Source organism: Pedococcus sp. 5OH_020, from assembly GCF_027812955.1.
Lineage (GTDB): Bacteria > Actinomycetota > Actinomycetes > Actinomycetales > Dermatophilaceae > Pedococcus.
The window spans coordinates 128,895-145,802 of sequence record NZ_JAPYZV010000008.1 but is presented as its reverse complement, the minus strand read 5'-3'; the positions used below and the strand labels follow the sequence as shown (position 1 = coordinate 145,802).

The 16,908-nt window shown below is 68.0% G+C and carries 15 protein-coding genes and 1 pseudogene; 10 read left to right on the top strand and 6 right to left on the bottom strand.

Going from position 1 to position 16,908, the window contains the following annotated elements; genetic code table 11:
- Positions 1–33 precede the first annotated feature (33 nt).
- The 6 genes from PHA84_RS15705 (at position 34) to PHA84_RS15680 (ending at position 5,043) form a co-directional block, all read left to right on the top strand.
- A complete protein-coding gene (locus PHA84_RS15705) occupies positions 34–759 on the top strand; it encodes a peptidase E (RefSeq protein ID WP_270889071.1) in 726 nt (241 codons plus the stop codon).
- Positions 760–878: 119 nt separating this feature from the next.
- A complete protein-coding gene (gene lipB, locus PHA84_RS15700; protein WP_270889070.1) occupies positions 879–1,565 on the top strand; it encodes a lipoyl(octanoyl) transferase LipB in 687 nt (228 codons plus the stop codon).
- A 102-nt stretch (positions 1,566–1,667) separates the two neighbouring features.
- Positions 1,668–2,705 (top strand): lipoyl synthase, encoded by a 1,038-nt coding sequence (lipA, locus tag PHA84_RS15695; protein ID WP_270889069.1) that lies wholly within the window; start codon positions 1,668–1,670, stop codon positions 2,703–2,705.
- Between the two features lie 19 nt (positions 2,706–2,724).
- Complete coding sequence (locus PHA84_RS15690; RefSeq protein ID WP_270889068.1) at positions 2,725–3,459, top strand: DUF4191 domain-containing protein; 735 nt, start codon at positions 2,725–2,727, stop codon at positions 3,457–3,459.
- Between the two features lie 154 nt (positions 3,460–3,613).
- A complete protein-coding gene (locus PHA84_RS15685; protein ID WP_270889067.1) occupies positions 3,614–4,444 on the top strand; it encodes a DUF4097 family beta strand repeat-containing protein in 831 nt (276 codons plus the stop codon).
- A complete protein-coding gene (locus tag PHA84_RS15680) occupies positions 4,441–5,043 on the top strand; it encodes a PadR family transcriptional regulator (protein ID WP_270889066.1) in 603 nt (200 codons plus the stop codon). The genes PHA84_RS15685 and PHA84_RS15680 overlap by 4 nt, the downstream gene beginning before the upstream one ends.
- Here PHA84_RS15680 and PHA84_RS15675 read toward each other — a convergent pair.
- Positions 5,027–5,500 (bottom strand): RDD family protein, encoded by a 474-nt coding sequence (locus PHA84_RS15675; RefSeq protein ID WP_270889065.1) that lies wholly within the window; start codon positions 5,498–5,500, stop codon positions 5,027–5,029. The genes PHA84_RS15680 and PHA84_RS15675 overlap by 17 nt on opposite strands.
- A 156-nt stretch (positions 5,501–5,656) precedes the next feature.
- Here PHA84_RS15675 and glnA point away from each other — a divergent pair, with 156 nt between their 5' ends.
- Complete coding sequence (glnA, locus tag PHA84_RS15670) at positions 5,657–7,081, top strand: type I glutamate--ammonia ligase (protein WP_270889064.1); 1,425 nt, start codon at positions 5,657–5,659, stop codon at positions 7,079–7,081.
- Between the two features lie 29 nt (positions 7,082–7,110).
- On the opposite strand, the gene PHA84_RS15665 is transcribed toward glnA, so the two are convergent.
- Positions 7,111–7,611 (bottom strand): site-specific integrase, encoded by a 501-nt coding sequence (locus tag PHA84_RS15665; protein ID WP_270889063.1) that lies wholly within the window; start codon positions 7,609–7,611, stop codon positions 7,111–7,113.
- A gap of 257 nt (positions 7,612–7,868) precedes the next feature.
- Between PHA84_RS15665 and PHA84_RS15660 the strand changes: the two genes are divergently transcribed.
- Positions 7,869–8,669: a hypothetical protein gene (locus PHA84_RS15660; RefSeq protein WP_270889062.1), complete on the top strand. Its 801-nt coding sequence runs from the start codon at positions 7,869–7,871 to the stop codon at positions 8,667–8,669.
- A 238-nt stretch (positions 8,670–8,907) separates the two neighbouring features.
- Here PHA84_RS15660 and PHA84_RS15655 read toward each other — a convergent pair whose 3' ends face one another.
- The 4 genes from PHA84_RS15655 to PHA84_RS15640 form a co-directional block, all read right to left on the bottom strand.
- Positions 8,908–10,200: an MFS transporter gene (locus tag PHA84_RS15655; RefSeq protein WP_270889061.1), complete on the bottom strand. Its 1,293-nt coding sequence runs from the start codon at positions 10,198–10,200 to the stop codon at positions 8,908–8,910.
- A gap of 352 nt (positions 10,201–10,552) precedes the next feature.
- Positions 10,553–11,422 carry a carbohydrate ABC transporter permease gene (locus PHA84_RS15650; RefSeq protein ID WP_270889060.1) on the bottom strand — a complete coding sequence of 290 codons (870 nt, stop codon included), beginning with the start codon at positions 11,420–11,422 and terminating at the stop codon, positions 10,553–10,555.
- A 107-nt stretch (positions 11,423–11,529) separates the two neighbouring features.
- The gene (locus PHA84_RS15645) at positions 11,530–12,522 is read right to left on the bottom strand and encodes a carbohydrate ABC transporter permease (protein ID WP_270889059.1); all 993 of its coding nucleotides are present in this window, start codon (positions 12,520–12,522) and stop codon (positions 11,530–11,532) included.
- A gap of 10 nt (positions 12,523–12,532) precedes the next feature.
- Complete coding sequence (locus tag PHA84_RS15640) at positions 12,533–13,837, bottom strand: ABC transporter substrate-binding protein (protein ID WP_270889058.1); 1,305 nt, start codon at positions 13,835–13,837, stop codon at positions 12,533–12,535.
- A gap of 514 nt (positions 13,838–14,351) precedes the next feature.
- Here PHA84_RS15640 and PHA84_RS15635 point away from each other — a divergent pair.
- Complete coding sequence (locus tag PHA84_RS15635) at positions 14,352–15,587, top strand: IS30 family transposase (RefSeq protein WP_442952915.1); 1,236 nt, start codon at positions 14,352–14,354, stop codon at positions 15,585–15,587.
- A 232-nt stretch (positions 15,588–15,819) separates the two neighbouring features.
- Positions 15,820–16,813 (top strand): annotated as a pseudogene (locus tag PHA84_RS15630) (IS481 family transposase).
- Positions 16,814–16,908: the final 95 nt, after the last annotated feature.

Below are 16,908 nucleotides of genomic sequence, written 5' to 3'. Positions count from 1 at the left end.
GAGGGACTGTCCACAGCCCCTACAGTCGGCGGCATGCCGGCCGACCAGCCCACGATCCTGGCCACCTCGGGTGGCTACCGCCCGTCGCAGCGGCTCCAGTTCGAGTTCGACGCGCTCGTCCACCATGCCGTCGACCTCTCCGGAACGCGACGCAGCCGCCCGCGGATCACCCACCTCGGCACCGCGTCGGGCGACCAGCGGTCCGCCGGCGAAGCGATGACGGATGCGGCGCGGGTCGCCGGCTACGACCTCGTCAACCTCCACCTCTTCCCGATGCCGAACCTCGAGGACGTCGAAGGACACCTGCTCGACCAGGACGTCGTGTGGGTGAACGGCGGCTCCGTGGCCAACCTGCTGGCCGTGTGGAGGGTGCACGGACTGGACGAGGTGTTCCGGCGCGTCTGGCGCGCAGGGGTCGTCCTCGCGGGCGTCTCCGCCGGGTCGATCTGCTGGTATGCCGGCGGCACGACCGACTCTTTCGGACCCGCGCTGCAAGAGGTGACGAACGGGCTCGGCCTCCTGCCGTACGGCAACGGCGTGCACTACGACTCCGAGCAGCGACGGCGGCCACTGGTCCACCGGCTGGTGGCGGATGGGGCTCTCCCGACGACCCACTGCACCGACGACGGCGTGGGGCTGGTGTACCACGGGACCTCGCTGGTCGAGGCCGTGAGCGAGCGCGAGGGCAAGGCGGCCTACATCGTGAGGCAGGTCGACGGTGAGGCGGTGGAGGAGCGGCTCGAGCCGCGGCGGCTCTAGGCGTGTGAGGGGGCGCGGAGGTCCTCTGGAGGGTCGGCGGGAGGTCCAACGAGGTCGGTCGGCGGGTCGGTCGGAGGTCGGTCGGAGGTCGGCAGGTCGCGGCGGCGTACTGTGAGCGCATGCGGTTCGAGCACCTGGGCTTCGCTCCAGACCTCGTCGACTACGAGAGCGCCTGGACGTACCAGCGAGAGGTGCACGCGACCGTCGTGGCCGGAGCCGACGACGTTGTCCTGCTGCTCGAGCACTCCCCCGTCTACACGGCGGGCAAGCGGACGGAGCCGCACCAGCGGCCCGTGGACGGGACGCCCGTCATCGACGTGGACCGCGGCGGGCTGATCACCTGGCACGGTCCCGGCCAGCTCGTGGGGTACCCCATCGTACGGCTGCACGGGGTGCCCATCGACGTCGTCGCCCACGTGCGGCGCCTCGAGGAGGTGATGATCCGGACCTGCCGGGAGTTCGGCGTCGAGACCACCCGGGTCGAGGGTCGCAGTGGCGTATGGGTGCTCGCGGACGACCGGGGGCCGGACAGGAAGCTGGGGGCGATCGGCGTACGGGTCAGCCGGCAGGTGACCATGCACGGCTTCGCGCTGAACTGTGACGCCGACCTGTCCTGGGCGGACAACATCATCGCGTGCGGGATCGAGGACGCGGGGGTCAGCTCCATCAGCCAGGAGGTCGGCAGCCAGGTCACCGTCCGGGACGTCCTGCCGTATGCCGAGAAGCACCTCGCGGACGTGCTCGCCGGTGCTCGCGGCGCCAGCGCCTCTGCCACCGGGGAAACACCGGTCAGGAGCCGGGCGTAGTCTTGAGGAACGCCCGGTGACCTCCGGGCGTGACTGTGCCCCGCGGCATACGCAGCGATCCGCGAGCCGCGTCGGGCACCCGAGCGAGGCAAGGGAGTCTTCGTGACCGTGGCACCCGAGGGCCGGCGCATGCTGCGCGTCGAAGCGCGCAACGCCGAGACCCCCATCGAGCGCAAGCCCGAGTGGATCCGCACCACCGCCAAGATGGGTCCGGAGTACAGCGCCCTGCATTCCATGGTCAAGAGTGAGGGGCTGCACACCGTCTGTCAGGAGGCCGGCTGCCCGAACATCTTCGAGTGCTGGGAGGACAGGGAGGCGACGTTCCTCATCGGGGGCGACGTCTGTACGCGGCGCTGCGACTTCTGCGACATCGCCACCGGTCGGCCGACTGCGCTCGACCTCGACGAGCCGCGACGGGTCGCCGAGTCGGTGGCCCGGATGGGGCTGCGGTACTCGACGGTGACGGGCGTCGCGCGCGACGACCAGCCGGACGGCGCCGCCGGGCTCTATGCGGAGACCATACGCCAGATCCACGCGCTCAACCCCAACACCGGCGTGGAGATTCTGCCACCGGACTTCGGTGCCAGGCCGGGGCTGGTGGGGCAGGTCTTCGACGCCCGCCCGGAGGTGTTCGCACACAACCTGGAGACGGTGCCACGGATCTTCAAGCAGATCCGGCCGGCGTTCACGTACGACAAGTCCCTGAAGGTCCTGTCCATGGCGCGCGACGCCGGGCTCGTCACGAAGTCCAACCTCATCCTCGGGATGGGCGAGCAGGACCACGAAGTGGAGCAGGCGATCGCGGACCTGCACGACGCGGGCTGCGACATCCTCACGATCACGCAGTACCTCCGCCCCTCCAAGCTGCACCACCCGATCGACCGGTGGGTCAAGCCGGAGGAGTTCGTGCACTGGAGCGACCTGGCGCTCGAGACGGGGTTCAAGGGCGTCATGGCGGGGCCGCTCGTGCGCAGCTCCTACCGGGCCGGGCGTCTGTGGGCGACCGCGATGACGAAGTGGGGCCGCGAGATCCCGGAGCACCTGCGGCACCTCGCGGAGGCAGCCGGCGACCCTGCCCGCCAGGAGGCCGCCTCTTTGGTGGCCGCACGCACCCCAGCCGCGTTGGGGACCCCAGCCTGAGGCCCGTATCCTGACCCTCATGGCCAGGAAGCAGCAGCACGACTCGGACAAGCCCAGCAAGCCCGGCCGGTTCGCGCAGGTTCGGCAGGTCTTCACGGCCGCGCGCCAGGTGGACCCGACCATCCCGTGGTGGATGCTCCTCGCCTTCCTCGGCGTGGTGGTGGTCGCGGTGGGCGTCGGCGCGCTCCTCGGACACTGGCTCTACGCCCTCATCCTCAGCCTTCCGCTCGGCCTGCTCGCCGCCACCCTGGTGCTCAGCCGGCGCGCCGAGAGGGCGGCCTACAGCTCGATCGAAGGACAGCCGGGAGCAGCCGGCGCCGCCCTCGGCTCGCTGCGTCGCGGCTGGTTCTTCGACCAGCAGCCGGTCGCCGTGGACGGCGCCCGCGGTGCTCGTCCTGAGGACATGGCCGGAGCCGCCTTCGTCTACCGGGCCCTCGGACGCCCTGGCATCGTTCTCATCGCGGAGGGCCCGGAGGCCCGGCGCTCCCGGCTCGTCACGCAGGAGCGCCGGAAGGTCGAGCGGGTCGCTCCTGGCGTCCCGGTCACCACGGTCGTCGTCGGCGACGGTGAGGGCCAGGTGACCGTGCGCAAGCTCAGCAACAAGCTCACGCGGATGAAGCCGGTGCTGACCAAGGAGGAGGTCTCGGCAGTCAACAAGCGGCTCAAGTCGCTCGGCGGTCTGCGGCCCCCCATTCCTGCCGGCATGGACCCGCTGCGGGCCCGGGTCGACCGCAAGGCCATGCGCGGCCGCTGAGGAGCCGCGCCCACGACCCCCACGGGTCGAAGGGCGACGCGGTCCCCGGGCGCTTGCGTCGCCGGGATGGATCGTCGGATGCTTGCCTCGCGGCCACACGCGATATAGCGTAAACCAAGACGCGATATAGCGTAATCCCTCCGGAAGGAAAGCCATGAGTGAGGAATGGTCCATCGACACGGCCCGCGTGCTGGACGTCGGCGGTGACGACGAGCGCGTGCAGGAGCTCAGCGTCGCCATCGTCGGTGGGCGCGTCGACGTGGTGACCCACACCGACTCTCCCACCGCCCGTGTGGAGATCGCCAAGGTGGAGGGCATGCCCGTGAAGGTGCGCTGGGACGGTGCGAAGCTGAAGATCACGCACGGTGTCGACAGCTCCAGGATCCTGGAGAAGGTGAGACAGGTGTTCGACGGGCTCGAACACAACCGCGTGTCGGTCAGCATCTCGATCCCCGAGGACGCCCAGACCTCCGTCAGTACGGTCAGCGCCACCGGGCTCCTGGCCGGCATGCGCTGCGGGGCCAAGGCCAACACCGTGTCGGGTTCCATGACGATCGACGACGTCGCCGGGCCAGTGGAGGTGAACACGGTCAGCGGTGAGGTCGAGTGCGGCAACGTCCGCGGACCGCTCACCGTGCACTCGGTGTCAGGGGCGGTCACGGCTCAGCACAGCGACGCCCCGCAGGTCAGCATCAACACCGTGAGTGGAGACGTGATCCTGGACCTGGTGAACGGCACGGCGTCCATCAGGTCGAACTCGGTCTCCGGCGACGTCACCGTACGGGCCCCGCATGACGGGTATGACGTCACGGCCAACACCGCCTCGGGCCACGTCGTCATCGACGGGCGCACGATCGACAAGCGCTCCCGCGCTACAGGGAAGAGGCTCACGGAGGGCGCGGGCAGCCTGCGCCTCAAGGCCAATGCCGTATCAGGCAACGTCGTGGTCCTCCAGGGGGCAGCGGCACAGGAGGGCTCGGCATGAGCCCGGTGTTCGCGCACGGCCAGCTCCGGCTGTACGTGCTGGCGTTGCTGAACGAAGGGCCCCGACACGGGTACGAGGTCATCCAGGATCTGGAGCAGCGCTTCAACGGTCTCTACTCCCCCAGTGCTGGCACCGTGTACCCGCGCCTGGCCAAGCTGGAGGAGGAGGGGCTGGTCGAGCGCACCGACGAGGGCCGTAAGGCGGTGTACCGCATCACCGAAGCAGGCCGGGAGGAGGTCCGCTCGCGGCAGGACGACCTCTCAGACCTGGAAGCCGACCTCGACCTGTCCGTGCGCGACCTCGCGGAGCAGGTCCGGTCGCGGGTGCGCGGACAGACCAAGGACCTCAGGGCCGAGCTCCGTGCTGCCGCTCAGGAGGCCCGGCGTACTGCCACACCAGTGGGTGGCCATGAGCCGTGGGACTCGACGCGGCCCAAGGCCGCCGGTGAGGTGGAGGAGGCCGTCCACCAGCTGCGTCAGGAGGCCCGTAACGCCTGGAAGCGGCACGGGCTGACCGGTGAACAGACCCGCGAGATCATCGACATCGTCACGGACGCGTCGGCGCGGATCCGCGAGGTGGTGCTCAGGTCCGGACGATGAGAGTGCCGGCTGCCTTGTCGTGCAGGCCGCGTCCGTCACCGTCCCAGAACATCGCGGGAAGGAAAAGGCATAGGAGGACGGTGCGGACCAGAACCTGGAACGGACGCGCCGCACCGGCCGCGAGGGAACGGACCCGCAGGCCGAGCAGCCGCTGTCCCACGGTGTAGCCGAGGGTCCCGACCAGGAGGAGGTTCTCCGCCGCGAAGACGAGCAGGACGACGTAGCTGCGGCCTCCGGCCTGACCGCTGAAGGGCAGTGGAACGGCGAAGAGGGCCGAGGCGATGAACGTGCAGAGCGCCCAGTCGACGAACGCAGCGACCAGCCGGCGACCGAACCGGCCGACCGAGCCCGCTCCGCCGCGCGGCATACCCAACCGTTCTCCTGGGTACGCCGACGAGGCGCCGGAGCGCGATCCTGGCCCTTCGAGCCACGACCCGATGTCCTTGCGGTCGACCACGCCGACAGCCTAGGGCTGCGTAACACCAGTGAAACATCCGGGTCATGGGCGAGAAATGCCCAGCCGTTAGGGTCGAGGGCGACACCAGAACGCAGGCAGACCTGTCAGTTCTCACAACGGGGCGCCGCGCCCTCGCCCACTACCAGGAGGCCCAGTTTGTTCAGCAACGCTGAAGAGGTCCTGAAGTTCATCGAAAACGAGAACGTGCAGTTCATCGACGTGCGGTTCTGCGACCTGCCAGGCGTCATGCAGCACTTCAACGTGCCGGCCAAGAGCGTGGACGCCGACTTCTTCAAGGACGGCCAGATGTTCGACGGGTCCTCGATCCGTGGCTTCCAGGCGATCCACGAGTCGGACATGAAGCTGATCCCGGACCCCACGAGCGCCTACCTGGACCCGTTCCGCAAAGAGAAGACGCTGATCCTCAACTTCTCGATCGTCGACCCGTTCACGGGCGAGGAGTACTCGCGCGACCCCCGAAACATCGCGGCCAAGGCCGAGGCGTACCTGAAGTCGACCGGTATCGCGGACACGGCGTTCTTTGGTGCCGAGGCCGAGTTCTACGTCTTCGACGACGTGCGGTTCGAGACGAAGCAGAATGCGGGCTACTACTTCATCGACTCGGTGGAGGCCGCCTGGAACACCGGCCGAGACGAGGACGGCGGTAACCGCGGCTACAAGACCCGCTACAAGGGCGGGTACTTCCCCGTCCCGCCGGTCGACCACTTCGCCGACATGCGTGACGAGATGACCCTGGCCTTGGAGGACGCGGGTCTGACCGTCGAGCGCGCCCACCACGAGGTGGGGACGGCCGGCCAGCAGGAGATCAACTACCGCTTCAACTCGCTGAAGCAGGCCGCGGACGACGTCCTGAAGTTCAAGTACATCGTCAAGAACGTCGCATGGAACGGTGGCAAGACCGTCACGTTCATGCCCAAGCCGCTCTTCGGGGACAACGGCTCGGGGATGCACTCGCACCAGTCGCTATGGAAGGACGGCGAGCCGCTGTTCTACGACGAGCGCGGCTACGGCGGGCTGTCCGACATCGCCCGGTGGTACATCGGGGGTCTGCTCCGGCACGCGCCCGCAGTACTCGCCTTCACCAACCCAACCGTCAACTCCTACCACCGCCTGGTTCCGGGTTACGAGGCGCCCGTCAACCTGGTGTACTCCGCGCGTAACCGCTCCGCGTGTGTGCGCATCCCGATCACCGGCGACTCGCCGAAGGCCAAGCGCATCGAGTTCCGCGTCCCGGACCCGTCGGCGAACCCGTACCTCGCCTTCTCAGCCATGCTGATGGCCGGCTTGGACGGCATCAAGAACCGGATCGAACCCCCGGAGCCGGTGGACAAGGACCTCTACGAGCTTCCTCCGGAGGAGCACGACGCCATCGCTCAGGTGCCCGCCTCGCTGCCGGAGGTTCTCGACGCCCTGGAGGCCGACCACGAGTTCCTGCTCGAGGGCGACGTGTTCACGCAGGACCTGATCGACACCTGGATCGAGTGGAAGCGCAAGAACGAGGTGGACCCGATCCGCTTCCGGCCGCACCCGCACGAGTTCGAGATGTACTACGACATCTGAGCCTCGCGAGGCGCTGACCTGCAACAACGTCAGTCAACCACCCCCTTTGTCCTTGGATTGTCCTCACGGGCTGCCAGAGCTACGGCGACGGCAGCCCGTGAGGACTCGTCTTTGTCTGGCCACATGTGCCCGTAGGTGTTGAGGGTCGTCATGGCGCTCGCGTGCCTCAGTCGCGCCTGGACGACCTTGACGTCGAGCCCTGCCGCGATGAGCAGGGAGGCGAAGTAGTGCCGCAGGTCGTGGAACCGGACCGACAGCATCAGGGCCAAGTTGGACGGGATTGGGATGGGTGTTGGTGACGTCCCGGACTTGAGCGGCCGCGTCGGGTACTGGGTGGTTGGGCTTACGACGCCACGCATGAAGTCGATGTCCGAGACGCGTAGTGCCGCCACCTCAGCCAGCCGCAGTCCTACGAACGCGCCCAGCAGCACGGCAGGCCGCAGTCCCTCTGAAGCCCCTTCCCGGTGGCCTCGATGCTGGACGGCTACGCAGTCGGCGAAGATGACGCTGCCGTGCGCCGATAAGACCACTTAGGTCGTTGTAATGACCCATATAGATGATAGACCATTACACGCCCCGACCCGTTGCATGTCACAGGCGGAGTTCCTCTACGTGCCAACCGCCGACCCGCGTCGAGGCGCGCGCGCCCGTGTACGGGCCAGGGCCGACCTTGTCCTTGAACCGCCGCCGCGTCGGGGCATCGGGACTCGAGCCTTAGACTATGAACTGGTCCGGCAATGGCGGCGGACGTCTCCTGACGCACCCGACGGAAGTCCCGAACCTCGCCATGGCTCCCCCCGTTACGACCAGCTCCTCCCAGACCTCAAGTACCAACACCCGCGAACCCGCCAGCAACGCCCTCGGCCTGAGCCCAGCACAGGTCGTCGGCAGCGCCTTGGCCGCTGCGACCTCGGCTCTCGCCGCGTCGTTCCTCGGCGTCGCCGGAACGATCATCGGCGCCGTCTTCGGTTCCCTGGTGGCCACCATCGCCTCCGCGGTGTATGCGCACTCTCTGCGCCATGCCAGCACGCGAATCCGCGAGGTGCGCCCCATCGTCATGACCCGTGACGCCGTCGGCCGCGTCCACGTCGTGCACGGACCAGGAACCACCGCCGTGGCCGACAACGGAGATGACGCCAACGCCAACGCCGCCGCCCACCGGCCCCGTCGGACCCCCTCCGTCCCGCGCTGGGCCGCAGGCGGCGTCGCAGTCGTCGCCGCCGCGGGACTCGCCTTGGGCGCCATCACGGGCGCCGAGGCGCTGCTGGGACACCCGGTGTCCAACAGCTCCGCGAAGGGGACCACGCTGTCAACGGCGTTCGATGGCTCGGGGCCCACGTCGCAGAAGACGCCCAAAGACCCCTCCACCCCGCAGCGGATTGGCACACCTGGCGCAAGCGAGACCTCGACGAGGGCCGCATCTGCCACCCAAATCGCCACGGCTCCGCCCATCAGTGAGTCACAGCCGACCGGCACGCCGTCCGAGTCAGGGCCGTCCACCAACGCCCCCACCGATCACGGTCCGACAACTGAGCCGACCGCACCGTCCGCACCTGAGGCGTCGACTCCGTCGCAGCAGACCCCTTAGCCAGCCGCACCTGGCGCAGCCGCCCAGCACGTAGGCTCGCAGCCCTGCTGCACTTCAGCCCACGTTGCATCCCGCCTGCGGCGCCCCTCGCCTGCCCCCGCAGGTTCACTGGCCGCACCATGGAAGAACCGCTTCTTGACGACCCAGTCTGAGGTTTGCTGAAGGGGCGCTGCCGCGCAAGCCGCGGCTTCTCTGCCTTCCTGTTCCTCGACCGGTGACGCCCGTGTCTGGTAGGTACTCAGCTTGGCTCGGTCGGGTCCAAGCCGAGGGTGGTGGGGCTTGCCGTGACGCGGTCGGCAGGTGCGTCCTGTCGACGTGAGAGCAGCAGGGCGGGCAGCGCGAACCCAGAGATCGCGGCTCCGCACACGTACGACGGTCCGTACCCCCAGAGGTCGGCTGACTTTCCGAGGACCGGCTGACCCCACACGCCACCGCTGGAGCCCATCAGGGAGTCGAAGGACAGGATGGTGGCGCGTTGCTTGGAGGGGATCAGGCCGTTGATGTAGGTCTGGCGGATGGGCATCGCGGCGGCGTAGAGCAGACCCCACAGGCTCACCAGCGTGATGACGGCCCAGAAGCTGTGCAGGATCCCGATTAGCGCCAACGCCACCGTGCCCAGAGCCGAGATGGCGAGCAGGGCGGTCGTCCGGCGGTGGACCACGCGGCGCAGCCGGGGAGCGACCAGACCGCCCAGGATCTGGGCGCCGGCGACGATCGCCGCGGCCAGGCCCGCGACCTGGTACGCCCCGGGGTCACCGTAGAGCTCCAACAGATACGGCTGCAGCGCGTAGAACGCGTAGATGGCCACGCCGCCGGTGAACAGCGACTCGACCATCAGCCACTTGACCGCGGGCACCCGCCACCCCAGGTCCACCGACGTCACGGCGATCCGTCGCATCTCGGCGAGCGGACGTCCGTGCGGATCGGGGGTGAAGCCGATGTCGTGCATCACGACGAACGCGAAGAGGAACATCAACGCCAGGATCGCGGCCCGCAGCACGAATGGCACTCCGAGCGAGGTCTGCTGGGCGATCAGGCCCCCGCCGAGCGAGCCGACCAGCATCGCAGACCCTCCCACCACTTGGCCGCGGCCGAAGACGGACTCGACCGTGCCGGTGAAGTTGGCCGCTTCCAGGGCGTCAATGAGCCACGCCTCCACCGCGCCCGAGAAGAACGTGAAGCCCAGTCCGAGCCCGATCGACGCCAGCGCCCACAGCCAGAATGGTGAGTGCCAGTGCCAGAGCCCGACGTGCGCGAGCGTCATCGAGCTGAGGGTGACCGTCCCGAGCAGGTAGGACGCGCGGCGACCGATCGTGTCGGCGACGACCCCGGTGGGCACCTCGAAGATCACCATGCCCGCGGTGAAGAACGCGTTCGCCGCGAAGGCCTGCAGGTTCGACAGGCCGGCGTCGAGCAGAAAGATCGTGTTGATACCCCAGATCAGGGCCTGGGCCAGGGTGTTGCCGAGCACCAGCAGTAGGTAGGTCCGCACGACCCCGCGTGCCGTCGAGACGCGAGAGGCATACGACACGAGACCCACTCAACCGCGTCAGAGGCTTGCCGTCGATAGGGCGACAGTTGCGCACCGCGGATGGCAAACGCCGCTGACCCGGCGGCAATGACTGCCCCTGGCCCGGCCGCCAGCAGCTGCAGCCCGCCGCAAGCCGAGCCTCTAAAGGCGACGGCCCAGGTCAGCTGGTCACGTCCGCTCTGGCGTCTCACAAGGCCCCGTGGCGGACCATTCTCGCTCAGCAGCGATATGCGGACACTGAGTGCCCTCTGCCAGCGCATGCGTACGGCGCTGGGCCCATCCAAGAGAGTGCACGACGTCAACACGACCGGGAGCCGTCTCGAGCCCTCGCGCTACCTGCTGCGGCTTCCAGTCAGCCCTTGAGGCCCGTGAGCGCGATGCCTTGGATGAACCTACGTTGGAAAAGCAGGAAGACCGCCACCATCGGAAGAGTGGCGATGACCGAGCCGGCCATGAGGACGTCCCAGGCCGTGCGGTTCTTGACGACGAAGAGGGCCAGCCCAAGCGGCGCGGTGTAGTGCTCAGGGCTGGAGACGATGATCAGTGGCCAGAAGAAGTCCTCCCAGGCGTAGATGAACGTGAAGATCCCCATGGCGGCCAGAGCAGGGGTACATAGGGGCAGCACCACCTGCAGGAAGATCCGCAGTTCCGACGCCCCGTCGATGCGCGCGGCGTCGAGGAGCTCGTCGGGGATGGACCTCATGTACTGCCTCATGAGGAAGATGCCGAACGCGCTCACGGCGCCGGGAAGGATGAGGCCGTAGTAGGAGTCGAGCCAGCCGTGGCCGCCGACCCCAAGCAGGTTGTTGCCCCCGAACAGCGGGATGTGCTTGAGCACGAGGTAATTCGGGATCAGCGTCACTTGGCCGGGAACCATCATGGTGCCAAGGAAGAGCAGGAAGATCCCGTCTCGGCCCGGAAATCGCCGCTTGGCGAAAACGTAAGCGGCCAGCGAGTTGAAGAACAACTGGAGGACGGTGACGGAGGTGGCGACGAAGACGCTGTTAAGGAACCACCGCCCGGCGTCCTGCGCGCCCCGGCTCGCATCCGGGCCGATCCCGAGGAACGTCCGGTAGCCGTCGAGGGTGGCGTGGCGGGGCAGCCACTGCGGCGGCCACGAGAACATGTCGCCTAGGTGCTGCAACGAGGCGCTGACCATCCAGGCGAATGGGGCGACGAAGAGCACGGCACCGGGTACCAGCACGAGGTAGGCGGCCGCCATCCCGAGGTGGCGACGCTGCGGCCTACGCGGCCGCCGTGGCGCTGGCCGACTCCGGGGCTCGCCGCCCAGCCCGTTGGGAGGCGAGCCGCCGGGGCGCAGATCGGGAATCACGAGTCCTCCCGTCGGTAGAGGCTCAGCTGGATCACGGTGAAGACGAACAGCATCGCGAAGAGTCCGAAGGCCAGCGTGCTTGCGTAGCCCATCTCGTAGTTCTGGAAGGCCGCTTGGTAGATGTAGTAGACGACCGTGGTGGTCCGGTCCACCGGCCCGCCGCTGGTCATGACGAAGATCTGGGTGAAGACCTGGAATGAGCCGATGATCCCCATCACCAGTAGGAACAGCGTGGTGGGCGCCAGCAGTGGGATGGTGATGTACCGCAGCCGGGCCAACGCACCGGCACCGTCCACCTTGGCGGCGTCGTACAGCTCGGCTGGAATGCCCTGCAGCCCGGCAAGGTAGACGATCATCGAGAAGCCGACCCCGGACCAGACCGTCATGAGGATGACTGAAGGCATGGCCAGGTGCTTGTCGGACAGGAACAGCAGCGGCTTGTCGATGACGTGGGCCTTGAGCAGGTAGTAGTTGAAGAGGCCGAAGTCGCCGTTGTATAGCCACTTCCAGATGATCGAGAGCACTACAAAAGGGGTCACGGCCGGCAGGAAGTACATGGTGCGCAGGAGGCCCCGTCCCGGGAGCGGCTGGTTGAGCAGGAGGGCCAGGGCGAGGCCGATGAGCATGGTGAACGGCACCGAGCCGCCGGTGAAGTAGGCGGTGTTGAGAACCGAGTTGCGGAAGTCGGTGTCAGTGGCCATGTCGCGGTAGTTCTGCAGCCCCACGAAGGCTTTGTCCGGCTCGATGATGCTCCACTGGTGGAACGTGAGGTAGAGCGCAAAGCCGAGGGCAAAGAGGGTGAAGACCGAGAACAGCAGGAGTCCTGGTGCGAGGAAGAGGTAGGCGCTCCACTCCCGGCGCATCGCGCGAAGCGTGCGCCGCAGTGCCTGCGGCACGGCCGCACCTCTCAGCGGTACGTGGGCTGACCTCGGCTCGGCGCGGCTCTGCGCCACCGTCGTACCTCCTTGTCCTGCATAGTCGTCGCGCATGTCGGCCGGCTCAGTGTCTGAGGATCTGGTCAGCCTGCTGGGCTGCGTGGTCGAGGGCATCGGAGACGGACTCGTCGCCGTAGAACGCCTTCCCCAGGTCTTGGTTGAGCTTGTCCTCGACCTTGGGCCACTTGGGGTTGGCAATAACGTTGCTCACGCCGCACTTCATCTGGTCGGCGAAGCCCTTGAGGATCGGCTTCTGGGCCGTGAGGTCGGAAGACTCCAGCAGCGACGTGCGGGGGGGCAACAGGGTGCTGCCCTTGCTCTTGTATGTCCATAAAGCGATGTTCTCTGGCTGTGAGAGGAACTCCAGCCACTTCCACGCCGCGTCCTGGTTCTTGCCGCCACTGAACATGACGAGGCTGTCGCCTGCGACGGTCGTGGCGCAGCCGGCGGGACCTTCTGGCAGGGGCGCTGCGGCCCACTTGCCCTTGATCTTCGGGAACTCGCCGTCGAGGACGCCGGCGAACCAGGCGCCGGCCATGTACATGGCGACCTTGCCGGTCGCGAACGCCACGCGGCCGTCGTAGGAGTTGGAGTTGAGGAAGTCCTTGGGCGAGTACTTCGCCAGACCCACGTAGAACGAGGCGGCAGTCTTCGCCTTGTCCGAGTTGAAGGCCGCCGCCGTGCCGTCCTCGTTGAGCAGCTGCCCGCCGTTCTGCCAGAGCCAGGGGTACCAGTAGTAGGCCGACTCCGGAGCAAAGAGGATGTAGCCGTACTGCTTCTTGTCCGGCTGCGTCAGCCGCGCCGCGTCAGCCTGGAACTCCTCCCACGTCCTAGGCGGGGCCGTGATGCCCGCTGCCGCAAACAAGTCGGTCCGGTAGAACAGGCCCGTGGACTCGCCGTCGAAGGGCAGTCCGTACATCTTGCCCTTGTAGACCGTCGAGGTCTTGAAGGCGGGGACGTAATCCTTCGGGTCGATGCCCCTGCCCCGGGCGATGTAGTCGTCGAGCTGGGTGAGGGCACCGCGGGACGCGAAGGCGGCCACGGTGCTCGCGTCGACGTACGCAGCGTCAGGGGCGTTTCCGCCAGCGATCTGCGTGGTGAGCTTCTGCGTCGCCTCCTCCGCCGGCACGTTCTGGAACTTCACCGTGATGTTGGGATGTTGCGAGTGGAACTTCCGGGCGAGTGACTGGATCACCGGCTCGTTGCCGACCCAGGACGCGAAGGTGATGGTGACGGGGCCGGTGGGCTCGGCGACCGGCCCCGCTGGCGGATGCGTGGATGCGCTCTGCTGGCTAGCGGTGGACCCCCCGCCGCAGCCGGCGATTAGGAGGACGATGGTTCCGGCGAGCGCCTTCCAGGCCGGCCGCATGCGTGTTTCCTTTGGTGCCACGTGAATCCCCTTCCGGGTCTGGCCGTCGTGCGGCCACGGCGCATCCGAACTATTTGTTCGACGGTCGAACAATGAAGGGGGCCGCAAGGTCAGTCAAGACATCGGCCATCGTTCTGACTGCTGTCGGTCCGATGTGTGCCCTGCGCGGTCAGAAGACCTTGGGCCCTCGAAGCCAGTTGCCTCTCCAGCTAGGGGCCAGGACGTCGCGGCGCCGAGCACGGCTCCTCACGCCTGCTGACCGCCCGAGCGGGCGGCGTCGCCCAGGTCCCCTAGGGTGGTCCCTGTCGGCAGGCCCGCCGCCGGGGTCGCGCGACGCCCGGCATACTGCTCGCGGCACCATATCGCCCCACACGGGCAGGGCGGACCGTCGGGGGGCGACGCACACCTGCCCGATCTCACCGGCCCAGCCGTGCCACCCCTGCATCGGCGGTTTCCAGCGACGGTCGCAACACTTCCGACATTCTTGGAGGTCGTGTTGACATCTACGCGTCGTGTGAAGAAGGGGCCGGGGCGGCGCCCACAGTCGGCCAAGCGGCAGCGGTTCATGGAGCTGCGGGCGCGGGGGTTCAGCATCCGCGCGGCTGCTCGAGAGGTCGGCGCGTCGCGCAGCGCGGGCAACAACTGGGCTCGCGGGTACAAGACCTACCGCAACGGTGTTCTGGTCGGGTTCGTGCCCCCGCTGGACCGCCTCGCGGTTCGCCAGGTCAGCGCCCGGTTCCTGTCCGAGGACGAGCGGATCGAGATCGCCGACCTGCGCCGTGCCGGGCTGAGCATCCGTCAGATCGCGCACCGGCTCGGTAGGGCGCCCTCGACGGTCTCGCGCGAACTGCGCCGCAACGCCACCGGCCGCGGCGGCTACCGACCGTTCCAGGCCCACCGGAAGGCGACCGCCCGTCGTGCCCGCCATCACCGGCGCCGCCTCGAGACCAACCACGAGCTGCGAGATCTCGTCGCGCACCTGCTGGCGCAGCGGTGGAGCCCGCAGCAGATCAGCCGGCACCTCAAGGGCCGGTTTGCGCAGGACCGCTCAATGCGCCTTTGCCACGAGAGCATCTACCAGGCCGTCTATCAGCCCGGATCGGTGCTGTTCCGGCCATCACGGCTGGCCCCGCACCACCGTTCGCCCTTGCGCACCGGCCGCGATCACCGGCGTGCCCATCAACGGGTCGAGCGGCGCCGGCCGCGGTTCGAGCAGCCGATGCTGTCGATCCATCAGCGCCCGTTCCTGCCCCAGGACCGTTCGCAGGCCGGGCACTGGGAGGGCGACCTCATCATCGGCAAGGACCAGCGGTCGGCGATCGGCACCCTCGTCGAACGCAAGACCCGCCTGGTACGGCTGCTACATCTTCCCCGACGCGACGGCGACACCCTCCACGAAGCGTTGAAGCACCGCATGGGCGACCTACCGGCTCACCTCCTGCGATCGATCACCTGGGACCAGGGCACGGAGATGGCCCGTCACCTCACCATCGCCAAAACTCTGGGGGCACCGGTCTACTTCTGTGACTCCCACTCGCCCTGGCAGCGCGGCTCCAACGAGAACATGAACGGCCTGCTGCGCGACTACTTCCCGAAAGGAACCAACCTGAGCACGCACTCGGCGAAGCACCTGCTGGAGGTCGAGAACGAGCTCAACAGGCGACCCAGACTCGTGCTCAACAACCGCGCGCCAGCCGACCTCTTCGCCGCGCTGCTAGCCTCCCAGAACCAGCCAGTGTTGCGACGTTGACTAGAACCCACCATCACGTGGCCGTCCAAAAACGCGCTCGGCCGATGCCGACCGACCAGGCGGACGTCGTCAAAGAGCCGGTCAGCACCTGGCTGCTGAGCGCCGCTAGGTGTACTGACCGGGCACGTTGGTTGAGGTTGTGTGACGACACAATCTGAGTGCTTGATAGGGGAAGACCTCCGGGCGTGACGTGGAGCTGTCTAGGAACCGCTCCGCCACCCAGGAGGTCTTCGTGTCCCACGCTAACGCTGCTCTGACCCCGCGCGCCCGGTTCCGGCTGGCGCGGCTGATCGTCGACCAGGGCTGGCCGGTGGCCCGGGCCGCGGAACGGTACGACGTGTCGTGGCCGACCGCGAAGCGGTGGGCCGACCGGTATGCCGTAATGGGTCCGGACGGGATGGGCGACCGGTCCTCACGTCCGCACCGGTCCCCAAACCGGACCCCAGCACCGGTCGTGCGGCGGATCGTTCACCTGCGATGGAAGCAGCGGTTGGGGCCGGTCGCGATCGCCGACCAGGTGGGGGTGGCCGCATCGACGGTCCACGCGGTCCTCGTGCGGTGCCGGCTCAACCGGCTCAGCCATGTGGATCGGGTCAGCGGCGAACCGGTCCGCCGTTACGAGCACCCCTACCCCGGTGCCCTGCTGCACGTGGACGTCAAGAAGCTGGGCAACCTCCCCGATGGTGGCGGCTGGCGGTACGTCGGACGGCGACAGGGCGACCGCAGCCGCACGCTCACCCCTGGCAAGCCGATGAACGCCCACAGCCACCGCAAGATGGGCACCGCCTTCGTGCACACCGTGCTCGATGACCACTCCCGGGTCGCCTACGCCGAGATCCACAACGACGAGACCACCGCCACGGCCGCCGCGGTGCTGCGCCGCGCGGTCGCCTGGTTCGCTGCCCGAGGCGTCGTCGTCGAGAGGGTGCTGTCCGACAATGGCAGCTGTTACCGAGCACATCATTGGCGCGACACCTGCGCCGAGCTGGGCATCACGCCCCAGCGGACCCGGCCCTACCGACCACAGACCAACGGCAAGATCGAACGATTCCACCGCACCCTGGCCGACGGGTGGGCCTTCAAGAAGTTCTATGCCTCCGAAGACACCCGCCGCAAAGCCCTGCCAGCATGGCTTCACCAGTACAACCACCACCGGCCCCACACCCGCGATCGGCAAGGCAACACCCATCAGCCGCTTAACCAATCTCACCGGTCAGTACAGCTAGGGACCACCGCCGTGGAACGTGTATCGAATCGAGCCACGCACCGCGACTGTGGGGCGGCGGCGGACCCCGGCGGCCTAGCTCGCTTCACGTTCTGA